This window comes from Kitasatospora sp. NPDC101155 (genome assembly GCF_044768305.1).
Classification (GTDB): domain Bacteria; phylum Actinomycetota; class Actinomycetes; order Streptomycetales; family Streptomycetaceae; genus Kitasatospora.
Window position 1 is genome coordinate 320,147 of record NZ_JBIWPN010000007.1, and the last position, 19,373, is coordinate 339,519.

A 19,373-nucleotide genomic window follows, 5' to 3' on the forward strand; every position below is an offset into this window, starting at 1 on the left:
GCTGGCCCTTCTCACTCTTGCTGAACTGCGTTGTCGCTGGATCACCGGGGCCACGGCCCCGGCGCGGGGGAACTGCTACCGCTGACCGGTCACTTGACGACCACGGCGGCGGCCAGCTTCGACAGCGGCTCGCCCAGCGAGTTGACCGCGTCGGAGAAGGTCTTGCGCTCGGCGTCGGTGACCTTGTCGTAGGGGGTGAAGGTGCCGTCGGCCTGCTTGTACTTGGCGAGCAGGGCGTTGATGGCGGCGAACTCGGAGTCGAGGGTCTTGGCCAGCTCCGGGTCCTTCTCGGCGGCGACCGGCTTCAGCAGCTCGTAGGCCTTCTGGGCGCCCTCGACGTTGGCGTGGAAGTCGGCCAGGTCGGTGTGGCTGTAGCGGTCCTCCTCGCCGGTGATCTTGTTGGTGGCGACCTCGTCCAGCAGCTCCTTGGCGCCGTTGGCCATGCTGGTCGCGGTGATCTCGGCGGAGGGGATCTTCTTCTGCCAGTCCTTGAGGTCGTCGACCAGCTGGTCGGCGAGCTTCTTCTCGTCGTCGCCGATCCTGGCGTCGGCCCACAGGGCCTTCTCCAGCCGGTGCCAGCCGGTCCACTGCTGGCCCTGCTCCAGCTTGTCCTCGCGGGTGTCGGTCTTGGGGTCGACGTCCCCGAAGCTCTCGGCGACCGGCTCGGTGCGCTCCCAGCCGGTGCGCGAGGGCGCGTACAGCGACTTGACCTTCTCCAGGTCGCCGGCCTTGATCGCGTCGGCGAAGGCCTGGACGGCCGGGACGGTGGCGTCGGCCTGCTCCTGGGCGTACGTGTGGTAGGCGTCGACGGCGGCGGCCAGGCGCGGGTCCGCCGGGGCGGAGCTGCCGCCCTCGCCGGTCACGGTGATCTTCTGCCGGATGCCGTCGCCGACCATGCCGGGCTTGCAGGCGACCTCGTAGGAGCCGGCCTTGATCTCGGCGTTGATGGTGGCCTTGGTGCCGGGGCCGATGTTCTCGCGCTCGGTGACGATCTTGTCGCCGGCGGCGTAGACGTAGACCTCGGTGGTCTTGGAGCCCTTGTTGCTGATGTCCAGGACCACGTGGCCGGCCGGGAAGCTGGTCCTGGAGACCTCGCAGGCGGTGTCGGTGGCGTTCACCTTGACCGCGTCCGCACCGCCCGCCTTGTCGTCCTTCTTCGACGCGCAGCCGGCCAGGGCGGCGGTCGCCACGGCGAGGGTGAGCAGCGCGGCTGCGGTGGAACGGCGGCGGGCGGGCATGGGGGCTCCAACGGAAAAGGGCATGGGGGTGCCAAGGCCGGGTAAAGCGCCGACCAGGCCGGCGCCTCCTTTTTAGCTAAGGCATACCTTACGTAAGAAGTCTTTACCGTTGATACCCGCCCCCTCGAACCCCGCTCGAAGCGTTACCTCCCCGGGGTGCGGCGGGCGGCGGCGCGGGCCGTCCAGCGGCCCTCGTGACGGGAGATCCGGATCGGGTGGGCCGTCGAAGGACGCGCTCATGTTCCAGATCTCCGATCGAGGTGCCGGGCAGGTACGGGCGGGGGCGCCGCACCGGACGGGCCGGCGCCGACCGTCCGTGTGCACCGTACCGCCGTCGGCCGGACCGGACCCCGGCCGTCCGAGCCGTGGACGCGCCAGAACCCCCTTGCGCGAGGGGAGTTGGGAGGAGGATTGTGCTTTTCCTTGGGGGAGGAAGGAAAGACTCGATGACCACGGACGACTCGATGACCACGGACACCGACCGGGCGGCCACCACGCTGCACGGGCTGTTCGAGCACCAGGCGCGCCGGGCGCCGGAGGCGGTGGCGGTGCGCTGCGGCGACGCCGAGCTGACGTACGGGGAGCTGGACGCGCGGGCCGGGCGGCTGGCCGCCCACCTGGCACGGAGCGGGCTGGCCCCGGGCGGCCGGGCGGCGGTCGCGCTGGGCCGGGGCACCGAGGTGTACGTCGCGATGCTGGCGGTGCTGAAGGCGGGCGCCGCGTTCGTTCCGCTGGAGCCGACCGCGCCCGACGCGCTGCTGCGGCACGTGCTGGCCGACGCCGCGCCCGAGTTGGTGCTGACCGAGGAGCGGCACCGGGTCCGGCTGGCGGACGCGGGCGGGGCGCAGCCGGTCTGCGTCGACACCCTCGCGTTACCGGACGGGGAGTTCCAGTGTCCCGAGGTCGCCCCTGGCGACCTCGCCTGCGTCTTCTACACCTCCGGCTCCACCGGCCTGCCCACCGGCGCGTTGGTCGAGCACCGCAACCTGCTGGCCGCGTACGCGGGTTGGCGCGAGGTGTACGGGCTCACGCCCGAGGACCGGATCCTGCAGACGGCGAGCCTGGAGTTCGACGTCTTCACCGCCGACTGGGTCCGCGCACTGGGCACCGGCGCGACCCTGGTGGTCGCCCCGTTCAACCTGACCCTCGACCGCACCGCCGACCTCGCCGCCCTGCCCGCCCTGGTGACGGAGGAGCGGATCACCGCCATGGAGCTGAACGTCCGCACCGCCCGCCGCCTCACCGCCCTGCTGAGCGCGACCGGCGGCTCGCTGCCCGGGGTGCGGCTGCTCACCGTGGGCGCCGAGAAGTGGTACCTGGACGAGCAGTTGGGCCTGCAGCGGCTGCTCGGCGACGGCACCCGGGTGCTGAACGTCTACGGCCTGGCCGAGGCCACCGTGGACAGCACCTACTTCGACGTCCGGGGCGCGGCCGCCGCCGAGGGCGCCGAGCGGGTCTCACTGGTCGGCCGCCCCTTCCCCGGCACCCGGATATACGTGCTGGGGCCGCACGCCACCCCGGTGGCGCCCGGCCGGGTCGGCGAGATCGCGATCGCGGGCTCCGGTCTGGGCCGCGGCTACCTCAACCGGCCGGCGGACACCGCCCGCCGCTTCGTCCGGGCGGACTACGACCCGGACGGGCGGGTGCTGCTGACCGGGGACCTCGGGCTGCTCCGGGCGGACGGCGTGCTGGAGTTCGTCGGCCGGGCGTCGACCGTGGTCGGGCGGCTCGGCGCGGAGCGGGCGACCTCGGTGGCCACCCGGGTCAAGGCGGCCGCCCGCGCGGAGGGCGCGCTGCGGGCGCACCCGGCGGTGCAGGAGGCGGCCGTCGTCGAGGTGGAGCCGTCGCCCGGGCAGCGGCTGATGGTCGGCTACGCGGTGCCCGTGCAGGGGCCGCCGGACGCGGTGGACGGTTGGTCACTCACCCAGTACCTGCTGACGGAGCTCAGGGGCTACTCGACACCCGCCGCCGTGATAACCGTCCCTGAGCTGCCGCGCACCCGGGCCGGGAAGCTGGACCGCACCAAGCTGCCGCTGCCGGCCCCACCGAAGCACACCGCGCCACGGTCGGCCAAGGCGGGCGGTAGCAGGAAGGGCGGCGGCAAGGCCGGGGGCGGGGCGAACAACACGACCGAGGTGACGGGCTGCCTGGCGCTCTTCATCACGGTGGTCACCACCATCCTCACCCGGGCCCTCACCGACAACTTCTTCCCCGGTTCGACGGACCTCTCGGCGGTGCCCCCCGAGTACCACTTCTGGTTCGGACTGCTCTACTTCTGCGAATGCGCCGCCTTCGGCACCGGGTTGGCGTTCCTCTTCCTCGGCCTGCCCGCGGTGCTGCGGCAGGGCCGCTCGCTCCGGCTGTCGCTGCTCACCCACTTCTCGGTGTTCTGGCTGCTCGCCTCCTGGTGGCCGCAGGACAACCTCTACCGGCTGGCCAAGCCCACGGACTGGCCGCGCCAGACCGCACTGGTCTACGTCTTCAACATCCCGCTGATGCTGGCCGCGGTCGTGGTCGTGATCTTCCTGCTGCAGAAGCCGAAGACCACCAAGAAGTAGCCAGGCTTCAGCGCAGCGCTTCGAACATCCCGGTCAGCGCGTGGTTGGCGGCCGTGAGCAGCGCCTGCGCGGCGTCCATCGCCTCGGCGTCCGGCCCGGCCAGGGCGAGGCCGACGGCGGGCTCCGGGTCGTGGCCCGCCGTCGGGATCAGCGGCAGCAGGGTGACGCCGAGCCGGGCGCAGCGCGGGCGCAGCCGGTCGAGGTGGTCGTACAGCGCCTCGGGGGCGAGCCGGGCGCCGAGCGGCATGGCGTCCAGGGTGCGGACCAGGTGGCCGGGGCCGCGCACCCGGTCGAGGCGTTCGCGCAGCATGAAGGCGATGGCGGGGCCGGTGAGCCGCAGGTTGATCTCGGTGGGGGCGAGCCGGCGCTGCCGGTCGGTGACGAAGTCGACGTCGTACCAGCCTCGGTAGCCGTCGGCGGCCAGCCGCTCCCCCACCGCGAGGGCGAAGCCGCGGGCCGTCTCGGCGGCGGCCCGCGGCACCGCGCCGGGGCCGACGGTGGCGCCCTGGTAGCGGGTGCCGGCCACCTCCATGGCGCCCGCGCCGACCGGGTGGACGGTGCCGTCCGGGCCGATCACGGCGTCGTAGGTGAGGTCGCGCAGCCGGGCGGCCGGGCCCGCGTCGACGTACTCCTCCAACAGCAACTCACCGTGGGGCGGCAGGATTTCGGAGCGGACCAGGCGGCGCAGCAGGGCGCCTCCGCCGCCGGCGGCGAAGAGCTCGGCGGGTTCGACCACGATCGTGCCGTAGCCGCCGACGCCGTGCGGGCTCTTCAGCACGGTGGTCAGGCCCCGCGCTGCGCGGACGGTCAGCCGACGGGCGGCCCGGCGGCGGCCGCCCGGGCGTTCCTGCGCCGGGACGGTGATCCCGGGGTGCCCGGGCGCGAGGGCGGCGAACAGCTCGTGGGCGGCGGCCTTGGACTCGTACCGGCGGACGGCGGCCAGCTCGGACCCCTCGCCCTGCGCGACCGTCCGGCCCCAACTGACCACCGGGTGACCGGAGTCGGCGATCCGCGCGACCAGGGCGGGCCGGTCGCCGAGCGCCTCGGCCACCGTCCGGCCGACCGCCACCCCGCTGTGCAGTTCGACCGGACCCCAGGCCAACTCCCGGGCCAGCCAGTCGATCCACTCCCGGTCCACCTCGGCGGGCAGCACCAGCAGCGCCGGCTCCGGGCTGTAGCAGGCGGCCAGGCAGGCGTAGTGGTGCGCCTGCCGCAGCCGCCGGGCGCGCTGGGCCGCGTCCATGCCGGGCGCGAAGAACTGCGCGTTGAAGTCCGCGACGTTGCCGATGTGGACCGCCGCCCGCGCGCCGGTCCAGGCCCCCACCCATCCGTCCATGGGGTGAGAGCTTAGGGCCTCAGAGTGCCAACAGCCCCGCGTCGGTGGGCCGCAGACCGCACCCGTCGAGGCAGAAGGCACGCAGGTGCGGCTCGAAGTCGACGTGCAGCCAGGCGCAGCCCGCCGCGCGGGCGCCGTCGGCGGCCTCGGCCACCAGGCGGGTGGCGACGCCCTGCCGCTGGGCCTGCGGTGCGACGACGGTGTCCAGCAGGAAGGCGTGGTCGCTGCCGTCCCAGGCGAGGTTGACGAAACCGACCAGGGCCGCGTCGGCGGCCCGGCGGGCGGTGACCCAGCCGAGGCTGTGCCGCTCCAACCGGGCCAGCCAGCCGCCGGGTTGGACGGGGTGGCCGAAGCCCTCGGCGTGCAGGGTGTCGAGTTCGAGGTCGGTGAGGGCGCCGCGCCACTGGTAGTCGGTCGCCGGGTGGTCGATCGTCACGACGGCAGCGTAGACCGCTTGTTAACTTTCGATCATTTTTGATTTGGCCAGGACACAACTTGGCAAAGTTATGACCTTTCCTCTAGCTCAACCTGACTGATCGTCGTCAATCTCTGTCGCAGCTCTTTTCCCTGCAGCTACCCCCACTGGAGTCAGAGTGAGCCCCACCTCCTCCTCCGGCCGTGCCCGCACGGCCGGAGCCGCCTCGCTCAACGCCGCCCGCGACCTGTACGGCGCCGGCAGCGCCGAGTACGGCGCGGTCGCCGCGGCCTGGAGCGCGGTCAACGTCAACTGAGGCCCCGCACTCAGCTGTCGAACCCCACGTGGACGTGGTCGTGGTGGGTGTCGTCGGTGAAGAACTGGTTGCCGACCCCCTCGATCGCCACCGGCCCGCCCACGTTGTACGAACCGGCGGCGGCCGCGTCCCGCATGAAGGACTCGACCAGCTGCCGGGGCGTGGCCGGGTCCACCACCGCCCGGCCGTCGATCCGCCACACGTCGAAGGCCCGGCCCAGCGGATGGTCGCTGGGCCGGGTCGTCCCGAAGACGTCCAGCGGATGGCCGCTGCGCACCACGCTCACCGAGAGCGAGTACGGGCCGGCCAGCCGCAGCATCGCCGCCGGCACGCTGTCGTGGACGGCGCCGCTGCGCAGGTCGGCCGCCGCCGCGGGCGGCAGCTCGATCCTCGGCTCGGCGAGCACCCTGGCCACCGCCGGGGCGGGCGAGGCGGCCGCCGGGCCCGGCTCCCCCGGGTGCAGCGCGGTGACGGCCCAGCGCGGCTCGGCCCGGCTCAGCCGCACGTCCACGGTGGTGCCGCCCCCGACCACCGAACCGTCGGCGTCCCTGGTCCACTGGCGGCAGACCACCAGCACGCTCGCCGAGTCGGCCAGGATCCCGCCGTACTGGGCGTCGATCACCTCCAGGCCCGCCTCGGTCGCCGCCGGGGCGAGCGGCCCGGCCTGGTCCGCCAGCCCGGGCGGCAGCCCCAGCGCCGCCACCCGGGCCCGGGCCGCCTCCGTGCCCCGCCCTCCGGGCGGCCAGGCCCCGAGCGCGGCCACCAGCTCGACGGCTCGGCGCTTGACGTCGGGCTGGATCTCGCCGGGGCCGGGCTGCCAGAGCGGCGGGTTGGGCAGCAGGGTCGGCGTCGGCGTCCCGGCCACGCTCGGCGTGGGCGCCTTCGTCGCCGCCGTACCCGAACTCGTCGCCGGAGCCTGCGGTTCGGCGCCGCTCGCACACCCCGCCGCACCCAGCAGCACCGCCGCCGCACCCGCCCGCAGCACCTCGCGCCGCCCAGTGCCCCGGCCACCGTCTCCGCACGTCATGCGGTCAGTATGCGACCGGAGGCCTGGCCGGGGGTGCCGACATCAGCCCAGACGGCGGATCGGCTCACCCGCGAGGAACGCCGCGATGTCCTCCACCGCCTCGCCGTAGTACCGCCGGTAGTTGTCCCGCGAGACGTACCCCAGGTGCGGGGTGGCGAGCAGGCGGGGCGCGGTGCGCAGCGGGTGGTGGGCGGGCAGCGGCTCGATGTCGAAGACGTCCACCGCGGCGCCCGCGATCCGGCCCTCGGTGAGCGCGGCGAGCAGCGCGTCCTGGTCGACGATCGCCGCTCGGGAGGTGTTGACCAGGTAGGCCTCGGGCTTCATCAGGGCGAGTTCGGCGGCGCCGATCAGCGCCCGGGTGCCCTCGTTCGAGGCGAGGTGGAGGGAGACGAAGTCGCTCTCGCGCAGCAGCTGTTCCTTGTCGGCCGCCCGGCGCACGCCGGCCTCGGCCGCCCGCTGGTCCGTCAGGGTCCGGCTCCAGGCGACGACGTCCATCCCGAAGGCCAGCCCGACCTTGGCCACCAGCGCGCCGATCCGCCCGAGGCCGAGCACCCCGAGCACCCGTCCGTGCAGGTCGGCGCCGACGGTGCTCTGCCAGGGTCCGGCTTCGCGCAGCGCGGTGTTCTCCTGGACGATGCCCCGGGCCAGGCCGAGCAGCAGTGCCCAGGTCAGCTCGACCGGCGGGGTTCCGGAGCTGGCGGTGCCGCAGACCGTCACGCCGTGTGCCTCGGCGCCCGCGTAGTCGATCACCGAGTTGCGCATGCCGGAGGCGATCAGCAGCTTGAGCTTCGGCAGCCGGGCGAACAGTGAGGCGGGGAAGGGCACGCGCTCGCGCAGGGTGACGATGATGTCGAAGTCGGCGAGTGCTTCGGCGAGTTCGTCCTCCGAGTCGTGGTGCTCGTGGAACGCCGTCACCTCGACCCGGTCGGCCACCGGGGACCAGTCGACGATGCTGAAGGCGACGTTCTGGAAGTCGTCGAGGACGGCGCAGCGGAGCGTCGGAAGCGTCATGACCTCAGCCTCGCAGACGGCTCCCCTGCTCCGGGGCGCCGGGTCCGGCGGTGGCCTACCGGTCCGCCAGGGCGCGTCGGGGCCATCCCACTCCTACGGGCGCAGCCTAGCGGGCGCCGCCGAACTGCGCCCGGGCCTCGTTCCAACCCACCAGCTCCGCGGGCCGGTTGGTGATGACGCCGTCCACCCCGGCGGCCTCCAACACCTTCCAGCGGGCCGGCTGGTCGACCGTCCAGACGTTGACCGCCACTCCGGCGGCGTGCAGGTCCTTGACCACCTCGGGGCGGGTGGCCAGCGCCTCGTCCGCCGGGTTGTAGGCGCTCAGGCCGAGGTCGCGGGCGATGGCGACCGGGTCCGGGTCGAGGGTGGAGCGCAGCAGGCCGAGCGGCAGTTCGGGGGCCAGCTCGCGGGTGTGGCGCAGCGCCTCCTCCTGGAAGCTCTGGACGAAGACCCGGCCGGTCATGCCGTGCTCGCGCACGACCTGGACGATCCGGGCGACCTCGTCCCTGGTGTGCGGGCCCTTGATCTCCAGCAGCAGCCTGCCGCCCCGGATGCGCAGGTCGTCCAACTGGGCGGCGAGCGTGGGCAGGCGGGTGCCGGCGTAGGAGGGGGCGAACCAGGAGCCGGCGTCCAGCGCGTCGAGCTGGGCGGCGGTCAGATCGCGGACCCGGCCGGTGCCGTCGGTGGTGCGGTTCACGGTGTCGTCGTGCAACACGTACGGGACGCCGTCCCTGCTCGGCTGGACGTCGTCCTCGATCCACTCGGCCCCGCCACGACGGGCCACCTCGTCCGAGACCAGGGTGTTCTCGGGGGCGGCGGAGGCGGCGCCGCGGTGGCCGAAGACGGTCATCGGCGTGCCCGCCGGGCGGATCCAGCGGGCGCCGGGCGTCACGGTGGGCGTCATGGCGGGCGCTCCGGTCACGGAGAGGCCGCCGAGGCCGGCCGCGAGCAGCGCGGCGGCCAGGCCGGCCGGACGGCGACGGCGGTGGCGCTGACTGGATGTCATGTCCGGCACACTACGGGCCGTGAGCGGACCTTCCCCGGCGGAACCGGGAACCGACGGTGATGTTTCGCGGGTGAAGCAGCCATTCGGAGCCAGCGGTGCCGGCGGAGCCTACGGGCCCAGCGGCGCCAACATCGCCTCCGCCGAGGCCGTCCGGGCGTACAGCACCCAGCGCCCCGCACGGTGGGCGCTCACCAGGCGCGCGTCCCGCAGCGCCGTCAGGTACTGCGACACGGCCGAGGGCGACAGCCCCGTCCGCCGGGCCAGCTCGGTGGTCGAGGCCGGGGCGGCGAGCTCGGACAGCAGCAGGGCGCGGGAGCGGCCGAGCACCGCCGCCAGCGCCTCGGTGCCGGGCGCCGGCGCGGCGGCCGCCCAGAGACCGCCGATCCCGCGCGCCGGGTAGGCGAGCTGCGGCGGGTCCTGCCGGCCTGACGAGTCCTGCGAGCCTGACGGGTCCTGTCGGCCGAGGCGGGTGTACAGGCCCGGGCCGGTGAAGGCGGACGGGATCAGCAGCAGGCCCGCTCCGGCCGCGCGCCGGGGCAGCGGACGGGTGCGGTGGCGCAGCCGCAGGGTGTCCTCCGTCCAGCGCAGTTCCGCGTGCAGGTCGTTCAGCACCCGCTCGGCCCCGTACTCGGCAGCCTGCCGGGCCCGGTGCAGCACGTCCGCGTCCAGCACCGCGCGGATCCTCGCCCAGTACGGCGCGAGCGCCAGCTCCCAGTACGCCTCGACCGCCTCGGTCACTCGGGCCAGCCCGGCCGCCGGATCGGCGTGCAGCGCCCGCAGCCGGGGCCCGAGCCGGCCCTGTTCCGCCGCCAGCCGGTCCAGGTCGCGCCGGACCTGCCCGGCGGGGGTGGCCCGGATCGCGGCCAGTTCCTCGGCCAGGGTGGGCGCGGGCCCGGCCGGGGCCGGGTTGATGAAGTCGGGTACGTAGCCGGTCGGCGGGACGAGCTCGGCGAGCAGCCCGGACGCCGGGCCGAGCGCCGCCAGCCGGGGCCGCACCTGCTCCGCCCAGGGCCGGTGGACGGCGTGCGGGAGTCCGGAGCCCAGCAGCCGCAGGCTCGGGCCGACCTCCCACATCGGCGATACCGCGAAGCGCATCCGCGCCAGGTCCCCCGCAGTGAACAGCAGCTCCGCCGCCAACACCCACCCCCGTGGATTCACACATGCTCGAATCAGTGGCGATCAGGCTAGTGCAGTCCCGATCATGACTGGCATGACTTCCGACACCACCGTGACCGCCACCGCCTCCGGCACCTGGACCCTCGGCGACCGCGTCGTCCACCGGATCGGCTTCGGCTCGATGCGCCTGCCGCAGTCCGGCCCCGCGCTCGTGCCCGACGCCGCACCGCGCGACCGCGAGCAGGCCCTGCGGGTGCTGCGCCGCGCGGTCGAGCTCGGCGTCAACCACATCGACACCGCCGCCTTCTACTTCTCCCCGCTGCGCTCCGCCAACGAGCTGATCAACCGGGCGCTCGCGCCCTACTCCGACGACCTCGTGATCGCCACCAAGGTCGGCCCCGCCCGCGGCATCGACGGCGAGTGGGCCGAGCACGCCCGCACCCCCGAGCGGCTGCGCGCCCAGGTCGAGCAGAACCTGCGCCAACTCGGCCGCGACCACCTCGACCTGGTCAATCTGCGCATCCACGGCACCGACTCGGTCGCCGAACGCTTCGGTGCGCTCGCCGAGTTGCGCGAGGCCGGGCTGATCCGCCACCTCGGACTGTCCAACATCCGCCCGCACCAGCTCGCCGAGGCCCAGGCCATCGCCCCCGTGGTCTGCGTCCAGAACCCGTACGGCATCGGCGCCTCGGCCGAACAGGACGCGCTGCTGCGACTCTGCGGCGACCAGGGCATCGCCTTCGTCCCCTTCTACGCCATCGCCGGCACCGGGCGGCAGTACGGCGCCGGCGAGACCGAATCCGCCCAGGTCCAGCAGGTGGCCCGGGCCCGCGGCATCAGCACCGCGCAGGTCCGCCTCGCCTGGACGCTGCACCGCGGCCCGCACGTCCTCGCCATCCCCGGCACCGGCGACGTGGCCCACCTGGAGGACAACATCGCCGCCGGCGCCGTCCAGCTGACCGCCGAGGAACTCGCCCTGCTGGACCAGGCCCACACCGGCTGACCGGAACCGTCACCGCCCCGCGTGCGTCGCTCCGTCACATCACCCATCCCTGAGGAGCCCCGCAGCATGACCGACACCGCCACCCGCTACCTCTACCTCGCCCGCCACGGCGAGGCCGCCTCGGAGGACAGCGACCTCACCGCCGCCGGCCGCCGCCAGGCCATCCTCCTCGGCCGCCGACTGGCCGACCGGCCCATCACCGCGGTGCACCACGGCCCGCTGCCCCGGGCCGCGCAGACCGCACGGCTGATCGGCGAGCAACTGGGCGGCGGGGTGGCGGTGTCGGCCTGCGCGGAGGCGGGGGACTACGTTCCACACCTGCCGCCGCGCGACGAACTGCCCGAGGACAGCGCCGAGTCCCTGATGCGCTTCCTCGCCGGCACCACGGCGGAGGAGGCCGCGGACGGGCAGGACCTGGCCCGCCGGGCCGTCGCCCGGTTCACCGGCCCGGCGGCGGGAACGGAGGAGCGCCACGAACTGGTCGTCACCCACGCCTTCCTGGTCGGCTGGCTGATCCGCCACACCCTCGACGCCCCCACCTGGCGCTGGCTCGGCCTCAACGCAGCCAACGCCGCCCTGACCGTCCTCCGCTTCGCCCCCGGCCGCCCGTCCTCGGTGCTCGTACTCAACGACCAGGGCCACCTGCCGGAGGAACTGCGCTGGACGGGCTTCCCGCCCGAACTGCGGATCTGAGGGCCCGAGGATCTGAGGGCGTCGACAAAATATGCAGACCGGTCTACAGTCTCTGCCATGGGAGCCAAGGGCGAGGAGACCCGGGCCCGGCTGATCGCCGGCACCCGGGAGCTGATCGAGGAGCAGGGCTACTTCGGCACGGGCCTCAACCAGGTCCTGGCCGCCACCGGCGCACCGCGCGGCTCGCTCTACTTCCACTTCCCCGGCGGCAAGGACCAGTTGGTCGGCGCCGCGCTCGTCCAGGCCGGCCAGGAGGTCGCGGACCTGCTGACGACACTGGCCGCCGAGGGAGCCGACGCCGCCGCGCTCACCGAGCGCCTGACCGAAGTGTTCGCCGAGCGCCTGGCTAGCTCCGACTACACCAAGGGCTGCCCGATCGCGACCGTCGCCCTCGAAGTCGCCGGCACCAATGAGCCCCTGCGCGCCGTCTGCGCCGGGGTGTACGAGAGCTGGCAGCACATCCTGGCCGAGCAGTTGGCGGCCGGGGGTTTCCGACCGGCCGAGGCCTCGACCGCCGCCGGCCAGGCGCTGGCCCTGATGGAGGGCGCGGTCCTGCTGGCGTCGGTCAGGCGCAGTCGCGAGCCACTGGACGACGCCCGGCACGCCGTCCTCCACCTCATCGGCGCGGAGAAGTCCCGCCGTCCGTAGGTTCGGACATGCCGCCGTTCAATGGCGGCTTGCCCATGCCCATGTCCAAAAAATATGCAGACCGGTCTACAGATAGGGAGAAGGTCGATGCCGCCCACCCCTCCACCTCCGCACACCCTCGTCCTGGGTGCCACCGGCTTCCTCGGCCGCTGGCTGCTCCTCGAACTCCTCGGCCGAGGAGGGACCGTGGCCGCCGCCGTCCGCGACGCCGGACGCGGCACCGCCCTGCGCTCGTGGCTGCGCGAGCACGGCGCCGACACCACCGCGCTGACCACCGTCACCGCCGACCTCACCCGTCCCGGCCTCGGCCTGTCCCCGGACGACGACGCCCGTCTCAGCGAGGTCCGCGACGTCCACAACCTCGCTGCCCACTACCAGTTCGGCCTCACCCGCGCCGAGGCCGAACCCACGAACGTCCGCGGCGCACTGCACGCGCTGCGCTGGTCCGCGACCCGGCCCCGGCTGCGGCGCCTGGTCCACCTCTCCGGCTACCGGGTCGGCCGCGACCCCCACCCCAGGTACCCGCTCGCCCCCGGCACCACCGCCGCCCTCTACACCCGCCTCGGCGCGTACGAGGCGTCCAAACAACTCGGCGACGCCGCCGTCCGTGTCACCGCGCCCGAGCTCGGCGTCCCTCTCACCACCGTCAATCCGAGCAGCGTCATCGGTCACTCAGCAACCGGCGAAGCGGGCCAGTACCTCGGCCTCGCCCAGCTGGTGCGCCAACTCCACCGCGGCCGCCTCCCCCTGCTGCCCGGCACCCGGCGCACCTTCCTGCCGGTCGTCACCGTCGACCACCTCGCCCGGTTCCTCGCCGCCGTCCCCGGACACGACCGCGACCCCGTCGCCGCCCACACCGTCCTGGACCCCACCACCCCGGACCTCCCGGACCTGATCGCCCTCCTCGCCGCCCACCTCGACGTCCGCCCACCCCGCGGTCTGATCCCCGTACCCCTCGTCCGCCGCCTCCCACGCTTCCTCACGGGCGCCGACCCGGAGACCCTCACCTTCCTCTCCGAGGACCGCTACGACACCACCTCCGCCGACCGTCTGGCCACTGCGGCCAACCTCGCCCATCCACCCGTCGTCCCCGCCCTCCAGCGCTGGTCCACCCGCCTCGTCGCCGAGGACTTCGGCGACGGCTGAAGCCGCACGGGAAGTCGGCGATCCCGACTTCCCGTGCAACCTCCTCCGCTGAACCCACCGCGTCACCACCGGCGTCCCGTCCCCGGGCACAGCCGCCGGAGCCGGGCGCCTGCGCCCGGCACAGGGCCCCCGCCGCACCCGCGAACCCTGGGGCGCGTTCCGCAATGTGCGAGCCACGCCGCGGCGGCCGCACGTGCGTCCTGCGGACGATCACCGATCAGGCGGCAGGGGCCCGCCGACCACAGGCAGGCGGCGGACCCCGCCGCCGGACGGACGGAGTGTCAGCGCATGCCTCCGGACGCGAGGATGACGTCCCCGGTGATCCAGCGCGCGTCGTCGGAGGCCAGGAAGGTCACCAGCGGGCCGTAGTCGTCCGGGGTGCCCGTTCGCCCCAGTGGGGTGTCGGCGATCGCCTGCGCTTCCTGGGCCGAGCCGGGGAATCCCATGGCCCTGGTGCCCTCGGTGTCCGACGGTCCGGGCATGATCGCGTTGACCCGGATGCCGCGCGGGCCCAGCTCCTTGGCCGCGACGATGGTGAACGCGTTGACCGCGCTCTTGGAGGCGACGTAGAGCGAGGCGTACAGCGGGTGGGTGAGCGTGCCCGCCGTCGAGACGTTGATGATCGACGCGGCGCCGATGTCGTCCTGCGCGGCCAGGGCCTGCGTCGTGAGGATCGTGCCCAGCAGGTTCGTGGTCATCTCGCGCTGGAACTCCTCTTCGGTGATGCCCGACAGCGGCGCGAAGGCGGCGACGGCCGCGTTGTTCACGAGCACGTCGACCGGTCCGTACTCCTCGCGCGCCCGATCGAACAGCCGGCGCACGTCGTCGCCGCGGGCCACGTCCGCCCGGACCGCGATCGCCCGGCCGCCCTCGGCGGTGATGCCCGCGACGACCCGCTCGGCGCCCTTCGCATCCTCCCGGTAGTTCACCACGACGGCCGCGCCGGTCCCGGCCAGTGCCTTCGCGATCCCCGCGCCCAGGCCCTTCGATGCGCCCGTGACGATCGCCGTACGTGCGTTGCTGCTGCTCACAGTGACTCCTCGAACGTTGGTGCTTGCAGAAGTCACCATAGGAAAGTCCATTACTATCGGGAAGTACCTACTTTTTTGTAAGCTCCTGACGTGATGGAACCTCAGCAGGTCGCGACGGCCAACCGGCTCCTGGCCCACGACACCTTCGACAACAAGTGCGCGCTCAGGCCGATCATGGACCAGACGACGAGCCGCTGGGCGACACTGATCATCTCGGCCCTCATCGCCGGCCCGCACCGCTTCGCGCAGCTGCACCAACGAGTCGGTGGCATCAGCCAGAAGATGCTGTCGCAGAACCTCAAGGCACTGGCCCGGGCCGGGCTCGTCGGCCGCGAGGTCGCGCCCACCAACCCGCCCCAGGTCACCTACAGCCTGACGGAACTCGGTGCCGGCCTGGCCGGGCCGCTGACCGAACTCATCCAGTGGTTCGGCAGACACGGAGACGAGCTCCTCGCCGCCCAGGAGCACTACGACCGCCAGAAGGCGTCACCGCGCGGGTAACGGGCCGGTCCCATGGGCCGGTTCGACGAAGTCCCGCGGCGGCGCCAGCTGCGCATGGGCCTGTCTTCGAACCCCCGCCTGCGGGGCGACGCCGGGGCACGCACCTCGTCGTGGACGCCCTCGTTCGGAGTCGGCACGAGGAACTCCTCTGCGGCAGCGACGCGCTGGCCCACGCCACCGAAGCCACTGGAGCCCCGTACCGGACGGCAGAGGGGCTACCGCCCTCGCTCGAAGACCAGTTCCGTCCAGTGCACGCCACCGCGCCCGTGCAGGTCCGGGCGCTCGCCCCGGTGCAGCAGGTGCAGGCCGCGCGCGTCGGCGAGGGTGACGGTGCGCTCGGGCGGGAGATCGAACATGCGGCGGCCGGGCGGGACCGGGCCGTGGCGGAGGGTGAGGGCGAGGCGGCCGCCGGGGGCCAGCAGGCGGGCCAGGGCGTCCATCGCGGGCGGGCATTCGGCCGGGGTGAGGTGCATCCACACGGCGGTGAGCAGCAGGAGGTCGAAGCGCGAGCCCTCGGCGTTGAGCAGCGGGAGCGAAGGCAGCGAGTCCGCCACCCATCGCACTCCCGACGCCGCGTGCAACCGCTCCCCCACGGCCCGCAGTTCGGGCGTCGGCTCGGCCGCGACCACCCGGTGGCCGAGGGCGGCGAGGGCGGCCGCATCGCGGCCGGTGCCCGCGCCGATGTCGAGGACGGCGGCGGGCGCCGCCGGATAGAGGTGCAGCAACGAGCGGTGCACCTCGGTGAAGCTCACGCTCTCGTACTGGACGGCGAGTTGCTCCGCCGCCTCGCCGTACCCGGCCGTGCCCGCCGGCCGGTCCGCCGCGCTCATTCCGCCTCCCGGACGGCCACCGCGTCGCCGGCGGCCGCCGCGCTCGCGAAGAAGTCCCGTAGTTCGCGTAGGTCGTTGACCACCTGGGCCGCCCAGGCCTCGGACCAGGGCGTCGGGTAGTCGAGCCGCGCGACCGTACGGGCGAGCACCGTGTCCTGCTGGCGTACGAGTTCGCCGAGCGCCGAGTCCCGCAGGAACAGGGAGGCGGCCGCGACCTGCTCGGGGCTCAGTACCGGCATCTCGCCACCGGCCTCCCGACGCCCCCCGCCGTAGACCGGCAGCCGGGCGGCGGGGTCGGGGTGCAGGCCGTTCTCGGTGAGGGCGAGCTCCATCAGGACGGCAGTCTGCCGGACGCCGAGGGCGAGTCCGGCGGCGGCCAGCCGGTCGTACCGGACGTCGCGGTGCCGGGGCACCAGCTCGCCGAGTTCCTCCGACGAACAGGTGTCCACGGCCCGCCCCGGCAGGCGGCGCCAGAAGTGATCCACGCTCACCCGGACAGCGTAGCGAACGGGCGGCTCGGTGATCAGTGGCTCGGGCCGCGTCCGGCGGGGCCTGGCGGACCCGCCGAAGACCCGCACGACGCGTCCTACGCCTCACCGGGATGCCAGGCCGGCCATTCCCAGGGACGGTCGGCCCAGTGCACCTTGACCGGGTCGTGCGGGTCGAGGTCGGGGAAGAGCTGGTGGACGCGGGGTTCGAATTCCTCGGGGCCGAGCGGCTCCCAGCCGTGGCCCTCGAAGTGGACGAGGCGGTAGCGGCTGTCGGTCCGGAAGTCGGCCACCTCGACCAGGGGCGCGGTCGTGCTGTTGGTCTCCATGACCCCCAGCATGTGGCGCGACGGCAATCAGCGCCCCTGCAGACCCCTCTTCCGGGTCATGTCCAGGGGTCGGCGCGCTCGTTGAGTACGGAAAGGTACGGCGGGGGGAGCGCTGGAAGGACGAAGACATGACTGGGCAGTCCACCCGAGAGCAGTGGCAGTGGCCGCCGAACGCCTGGCAGCCGCCTCCGGTCCCCTCACCTCCCCCGCCGGGAGCGCCCGTCTCCCCCGCTCCGGAGGCGCCGCGGCGGCGCTCCCGGAAGGTGTGGGCGGTCGCGGCGGGCGGGACGCTCGCGCTGCTGGCGGCCGTTCTGGTGATGTGCGGCCCGGGCTCGGGCGACGACGTCCACGTGGTGGCCGTGCCGGACGCCTCCCCCTCCACGGCCACCCCGACGGGCCTGCCGCCGGTCTCGCCGTCGGCCGCGACACCCGCGCCCTCCCCGCTGCCGTCGCCCGCCCCCGCGATCGCCCAGCTGGGCGGCACGGGCGAGCCGACGTCCCAGGCGGCCGCCCCGGCCACCCCGGCCGCCCCACCCGAGCCGGAGCCGGCCGACGCCCAGCACGCCACGGCCGGCCCCCGCCCCAAGCCCGGCCGCACCCCGCGCCCCAGCCCGTCCGCCCACGCCGCCCCACCGCCCCCGGGCGGCTCGATCCCCACCTTGGGCCCGGGCGGCATCTGCGACCAGGCCGAACGCGTCGGCCGCTGGCCCGCCGGCTCCGAACAGGCGCGCCTCTGCCACAGCATCTACGGCTGAGCGGTCTCCGGTCCGGTGGCCCGAACCCGGCCGCCGGACCGGTCAGGCTCGCCGGAACGCGTCGGCCCGGGGCATCACGGCGCGCCCAGCAGTTCCTTGGTCAGCTGCTCGAACCGCAGATCCGGTCGGCGCGGGATGCCGAAGCGCTCGTCGCCGTACGGGAACGGACTGTAGACGCCGGTGCGACGGAATCCGCGCCGCTCGTACCAGGCGATCAGCTCCGCGCGCTGCTCGACCACCTTTATCTCCAGGAGCGCCACACCCCACTCCTCCCGGGCCACCCGCTCCGCCTCGGCCAGCACCACCCGGCCGATCCCGCCGCCCTGCAGGGTGGGGCGCACCGAGAACATACCGAAGTAGGCGCGGTCCGCACGCCGCTCCAGCTGGCAGCAGGCGACCAGCTCGCCGTCGCGCTCGACCAGCAGCACCACGCCCTCCGGGTCCTCGACGGCCTCGGTGACACTGGCGGGGTCGGTGCGCTGCCCGTCCAGCAGGTCCGCCTCGGTGGTCCAGCCGGCCTTGCTGACCTCGCCGCGGTAGGCGGACTCGACCAGCTCGACCAGCGCCGGGACGTCGGCGACGGTCGCGACGCGGAAGACGGGCTCCCCGGCGGACCCCGTGGCGATCTCGGACATGGCGGTTCCTCTCCTCGGAAAAGTCGACGTCCGGGCATGGTGCCACAGCACCCGCACCGCGCGGACCGGGCACCCGCGCCCCGAGGGCCGGGCACCCGCGCCGGGCGATGGCGGCCAGCGCCGTGTGACGCGGGTTCAGGAAGTGGCACCGGACACCTGGCGCCACTGGCGGGTACATGGCTAGCCTGCTCCCCGGCCGGACCAACCACCGGTCGCCGACGAGACCATCGACCTCATCGGCACCATCGGCCGCCACGTCCTGGCCCATCTGATGCCCGACCGACGCCTTCGCGTCAGCCCCCGCGCGGTCAAACGACCACTGTCACGCTATGCGTACAAGAGCCTGAGAGTCGACCGCCGAACCTACAAGGCCACCCTCAGCATCGACATCCTCGCAACTCCACCAGGCTCGTCAACGCCAGCAAGCCCTTAACTTCATGGCCTTGGCCATTGGGGCGGGCCCTCTCAGCGCTTGACGATGCAATGCTCAGGACGCAGGCATCTTCTGCTGCTTCACCCACGCCTGCGCCTCCGACACCTTGAACTGCAGCTTTGCATTCCTCCCGCTTCCGAACTTGTACGCGGAGAGACCCAACCTGGGCCCACGTCGAGCGAGCAACCACCCACGCGGAACGCTGGAGCGACCACGCGCCCGTCACCGCCGAGTTCGACTTCGGAGACAACTGACCTACAGACAGCCGCAGTTGAGCAGAGCCGAGCGGGCAGCCTCGGCCTGCAGCACCCCAGTCCAGACCCACTCGCACCAGCGAAACGAGGCCTGCGATCTCGCCCGGCCGGTTTTTGACAAGTCGATTCGTCGCACCGCCTCCCGCCAGGGGCATCGCGACCGCTGACTGGCGGGCAGTAGGGCCTTGTGGCACCAACACAGGATCAGCCAGGTCGGCTTCCTGCATCCCCCACTGGCGTACTCTCGCCGGTGAGAGTACGCCAGTGGGGAACAGCACCCGCTTCAAGTCACGACATCAATCGCGATCGAATCGAGCTGCTTCAGCGGAGGCGTCGAATCCGCGTACGGCCCGCAGGCAGGTGGCGACGGTGAACGTCTTCCGCCGCGGCGTCCGTTGCCCAACAGGTCAGAACGCGCGTGGCTGCCAGGGGTTCGGAGACGGACCCGGCAGCGGCGGCGTCAGTGGTCCTTGGCCGGAAGAACTCGCAGAAACTGCCCGCGGCGCCCACCCCGACGTACCCACCGCCGAACGGCTCGCCGCCGCCCGCGTCCTGCGCCGCTGGGCGCTGGCCAACCGCAACGAGTTCACCCTGCTCTTCGGCA

At 73.6% G+C, this 19,373-nt stretch carries 19 protein-coding genes and 1 pseudogene; 8 read left to right on the forward strand and 12 right to left on the reverse strand.

The window, feature by feature from the left end; all coding sequences use genetic code 11:
• Positions 1 to 89: 89 nt before the first annotated feature.
• Positions 90 to 1,238, reverse strand: a complete 1,149-nt coding sequence (gene efeO / locus ACIRYZ_RS13925) for an iron uptake system protein EfeO (RefSeq protein ID WP_402943323.1) — start codon at positions 1,236 to 1,238, stop codon at positions 90 to 92.
• Positions 1,239 to 1,684: 446 nt separating this feature from the next.
• Between efeO and ACIRYZ_RS13930 the strand changes: the two genes are divergently transcribed.
• Positions 1,685 to 3,796 carry an amino acid adenylation domain-containing protein gene (locus tag ACIRYZ_RS13930; RefSeq protein WP_402943326.1) on the forward strand — a complete coding sequence of 704 codons (2,112 nt, stop codon included), beginning with the start codon at positions 1,685 to 1,687 and terminating at the stop codon, positions 3,794 to 3,796.
• A gap of 7 nt (positions 3,797 to 3,803) precedes the next feature.
• On the opposite strand, the gene ACIRYZ_RS13935 is transcribed toward ACIRYZ_RS13930, so the two are convergent.
• Together ACIRYZ_RS13935 and ACIRYZ_RS13940 are read right to left on the reverse strand one after the other, a co-directional pair.
• On the reverse strand, positions 3,804 to 5,132 hold the full coding sequence (locus ACIRYZ_RS13935) for a hypothetical protein (RefSeq protein ID WP_402943328.1): 1,329 nt from the start codon (positions 5,130 to 5,132) through the stop codon (positions 3,804 to 3,806).
• Between the two features lie 19 nt (positions 5,133 to 5,151).
• Positions 5,152 to 5,568: a GNAT family N-acetyltransferase gene (locus ACIRYZ_RS13940; protein WP_402943331.1), complete on the reverse strand. Its 417-nt coding sequence runs from the start codon at positions 5,566 to 5,568 to the stop codon at positions 5,152 to 5,154.
• 199 nt (positions 5,569 to 5,767) lie between these two features.
• Here ACIRYZ_RS13940 and ACIRYZ_RS13945 point away from each other — a divergent pair.
• Positions 5,768 to 5,863: pseudogene (locus tag ACIRYZ_RS13945) on the forward strand (M4 family metallopeptidase); the annotation flags it as partial.
• A gap of 10 nt (positions 5,864 to 5,873) precedes the next feature.
• Here ACIRYZ_RS13945 and ACIRYZ_RS13950 read toward each other — a convergent pair.
• The 4 genes from ACIRYZ_RS13950 to ACIRYZ_RS13965 form a co-directional block, all read right to left on the reverse strand.
• Positions 5,874 to 6,890 (reverse strand): hypothetical protein, encoded by a 1,017-nt coding sequence (locus ACIRYZ_RS13950; RefSeq protein WP_402943334.1) that lies wholly within the window; start codon positions 6,888 to 6,890, stop codon positions 5,874 to 5,876.
• 42 nt (positions 6,891 to 6,932) lie between these two features.
• Positions 6,933 to 7,901: a D-2-hydroxyacid dehydrogenase family protein gene (locus ACIRYZ_RS13955; protein ID WP_402943337.1), complete on the reverse strand. Its 969-nt coding sequence runs from the start codon at positions 7,899 to 7,901 to the stop codon at positions 6,933 to 6,935.
• A gap of 106 nt (positions 7,902 to 8,007) precedes the next feature.
• Positions 8,008 to 8,907: a glycerophosphodiester phosphodiesterase gene (locus ACIRYZ_RS13960; RefSeq protein WP_402943340.1), complete on the reverse strand. Its 900-nt coding sequence runs from the start codon at positions 8,905 to 8,907 to the stop codon at positions 8,008 to 8,010.
• 108 nt (positions 8,908 to 9,015) lie between these two features.
• Positions 9,016 to 10,044 (reverse strand): ArsR family transcriptional regulator, encoded by a 1,029-nt coding sequence (locus ACIRYZ_RS13965; protein ID WP_402943342.1) that lies wholly within the window; start codon positions 10,042 to 10,044, stop codon positions 9,016 to 9,018.
• Positions 10,045 to 10,117: 73 nt separating this feature from the next.
• Here ACIRYZ_RS13965 and ACIRYZ_RS13970 point away from each other — a divergent pair, with 73 nt between their 5' ends.
• From ACIRYZ_RS13970 to ACIRYZ_RS13985, 4 genes are all read left to right on the forward strand, one after another.
• A complete protein-coding gene (locus ACIRYZ_RS13970; RefSeq protein WP_402943344.1) occupies positions 10,118 to 11,026 on the forward strand; it encodes an oxidoreductase in 909 nt (302 codons plus the stop codon).
• A gap of 66 nt (positions 11,027 to 11,092) precedes the next feature.
• Positions 11,093 to 11,719 carry a histidine phosphatase family protein gene (locus ACIRYZ_RS13975; protein ID WP_402943347.1) on the forward strand — a complete coding sequence of 209 codons (627 nt, stop codon included), beginning with the start codon at positions 11,093 to 11,095 and terminating at the stop codon, positions 11,717 to 11,719.
• Positions 11,720 to 11,776: 57 nt separating this feature from the next.
• The gene (locus ACIRYZ_RS13980) at positions 11,777 to 12,367 is read left to right on the forward strand and encodes a TetR/AcrR family transcriptional regulator (protein WP_402943350.1); all 591 of its coding nucleotides are present in this window, start codon (positions 11,777 to 11,779) and stop codon (positions 12,365 to 12,367) included.
• Positions 12,368 to 12,454: 87 nt separating this feature from the next.
• Positions 12,455 to 13,513, forward strand: a complete 1,059-nt coding sequence (locus ACIRYZ_RS13985) for an SDR family oxidoreductase (RefSeq protein ID WP_402943352.1) — start codon at positions 12,455 to 12,457, stop codon at positions 13,511 to 13,513.
• Positions 13,514 to 13,794: 281 nt separating this feature from the next.
• Here ACIRYZ_RS13985 and ACIRYZ_RS13990 read toward each other — a convergent pair whose 3' ends face one another.
• On the reverse strand, positions 13,795 to 14,544 hold the full coding sequence (locus tag ACIRYZ_RS13990) for an SDR family NAD(P)-dependent oxidoreductase (RefSeq protein WP_402943355.1): 750 nt from the start codon (positions 14,542 to 14,544) through the stop codon (positions 13,795 to 13,797).
• Positions 14,545 to 14,637: 93 nt separating this feature from the next.
• Here ACIRYZ_RS13990 and ACIRYZ_RS13995 point away from each other — a divergent pair, with 93 nt between their 5' ends.
• Positions 14,638 to 15,045, forward strand: a complete 408-nt coding sequence (locus ACIRYZ_RS13995) for a winged helix-turn-helix transcriptional regulator (RefSeq protein ID WP_402943440.1) — start codon at positions 14,638 to 14,640, stop codon at positions 15,043 to 15,045.
• A gap of 215 nt (positions 15,046 to 15,260) precedes the next feature.
• Here ACIRYZ_RS13995 and ACIRYZ_RS14000 read toward each other — a convergent pair whose 3' ends face one another.
• From ACIRYZ_RS14000 to ACIRYZ_RS14010, 3 genes are all read right to left on the reverse strand, one after another.
• Positions 15,261 to 15,875 carry a class I SAM-dependent methyltransferase gene (locus ACIRYZ_RS14000; protein WP_402943358.1) on the reverse strand — a complete coding sequence of 205 codons (615 nt, stop codon included), beginning with the start codon at positions 15,873 to 15,875 and terminating at the stop codon, positions 15,261 to 15,263.
• A complete protein-coding gene (locus ACIRYZ_RS14005; RefSeq protein ID WP_393029737.1) occupies positions 15,872 to 16,366 on the reverse strand; it encodes a hypothetical protein in 495 nt (164 codons plus the stop codon). Before ACIRYZ_RS14005 ends, ACIRYZ_RS14000 begins: the two co-directional genes overlap by 4 nt.
• Positions 16,367 to 16,461: 95 nt before the next feature.
• On the reverse strand, positions 16,462 to 16,692 hold the full coding sequence (locus ACIRYZ_RS14010; RefSeq protein ID WP_393029734.1) for a hypothetical protein: 231 nt from the start codon (positions 16,690 to 16,692) through the stop codon (positions 16,462 to 16,464).
• Between the two features lie 128 nt (positions 16,693 to 16,820).
• Between ACIRYZ_RS14010 and ACIRYZ_RS14015 the strand changes: the two genes are divergently transcribed.
• Positions 16,821 to 17,447, forward strand: a complete 627-nt coding sequence (locus ACIRYZ_RS14015) for a hypothetical protein (protein WP_402943361.1) — start codon at positions 16,821 to 16,823, stop codon at positions 17,445 to 17,447.
• A 74-nt stretch (positions 17,448 to 17,521) separates the two neighbouring features.
• On the opposite strand, the gene ACIRYZ_RS14020 is transcribed toward ACIRYZ_RS14015, so the two are convergent.
• Positions 17,522 to 18,082: a GNAT family N-acetyltransferase gene (locus ACIRYZ_RS14020; protein WP_402943364.1), complete on the reverse strand. Its 561-nt coding sequence runs from the start codon at positions 18,080 to 18,082 to the stop codon at positions 17,522 to 17,524.
• Positions 18,083 to 19,373: the final 1,291 nt, after the last annotated feature.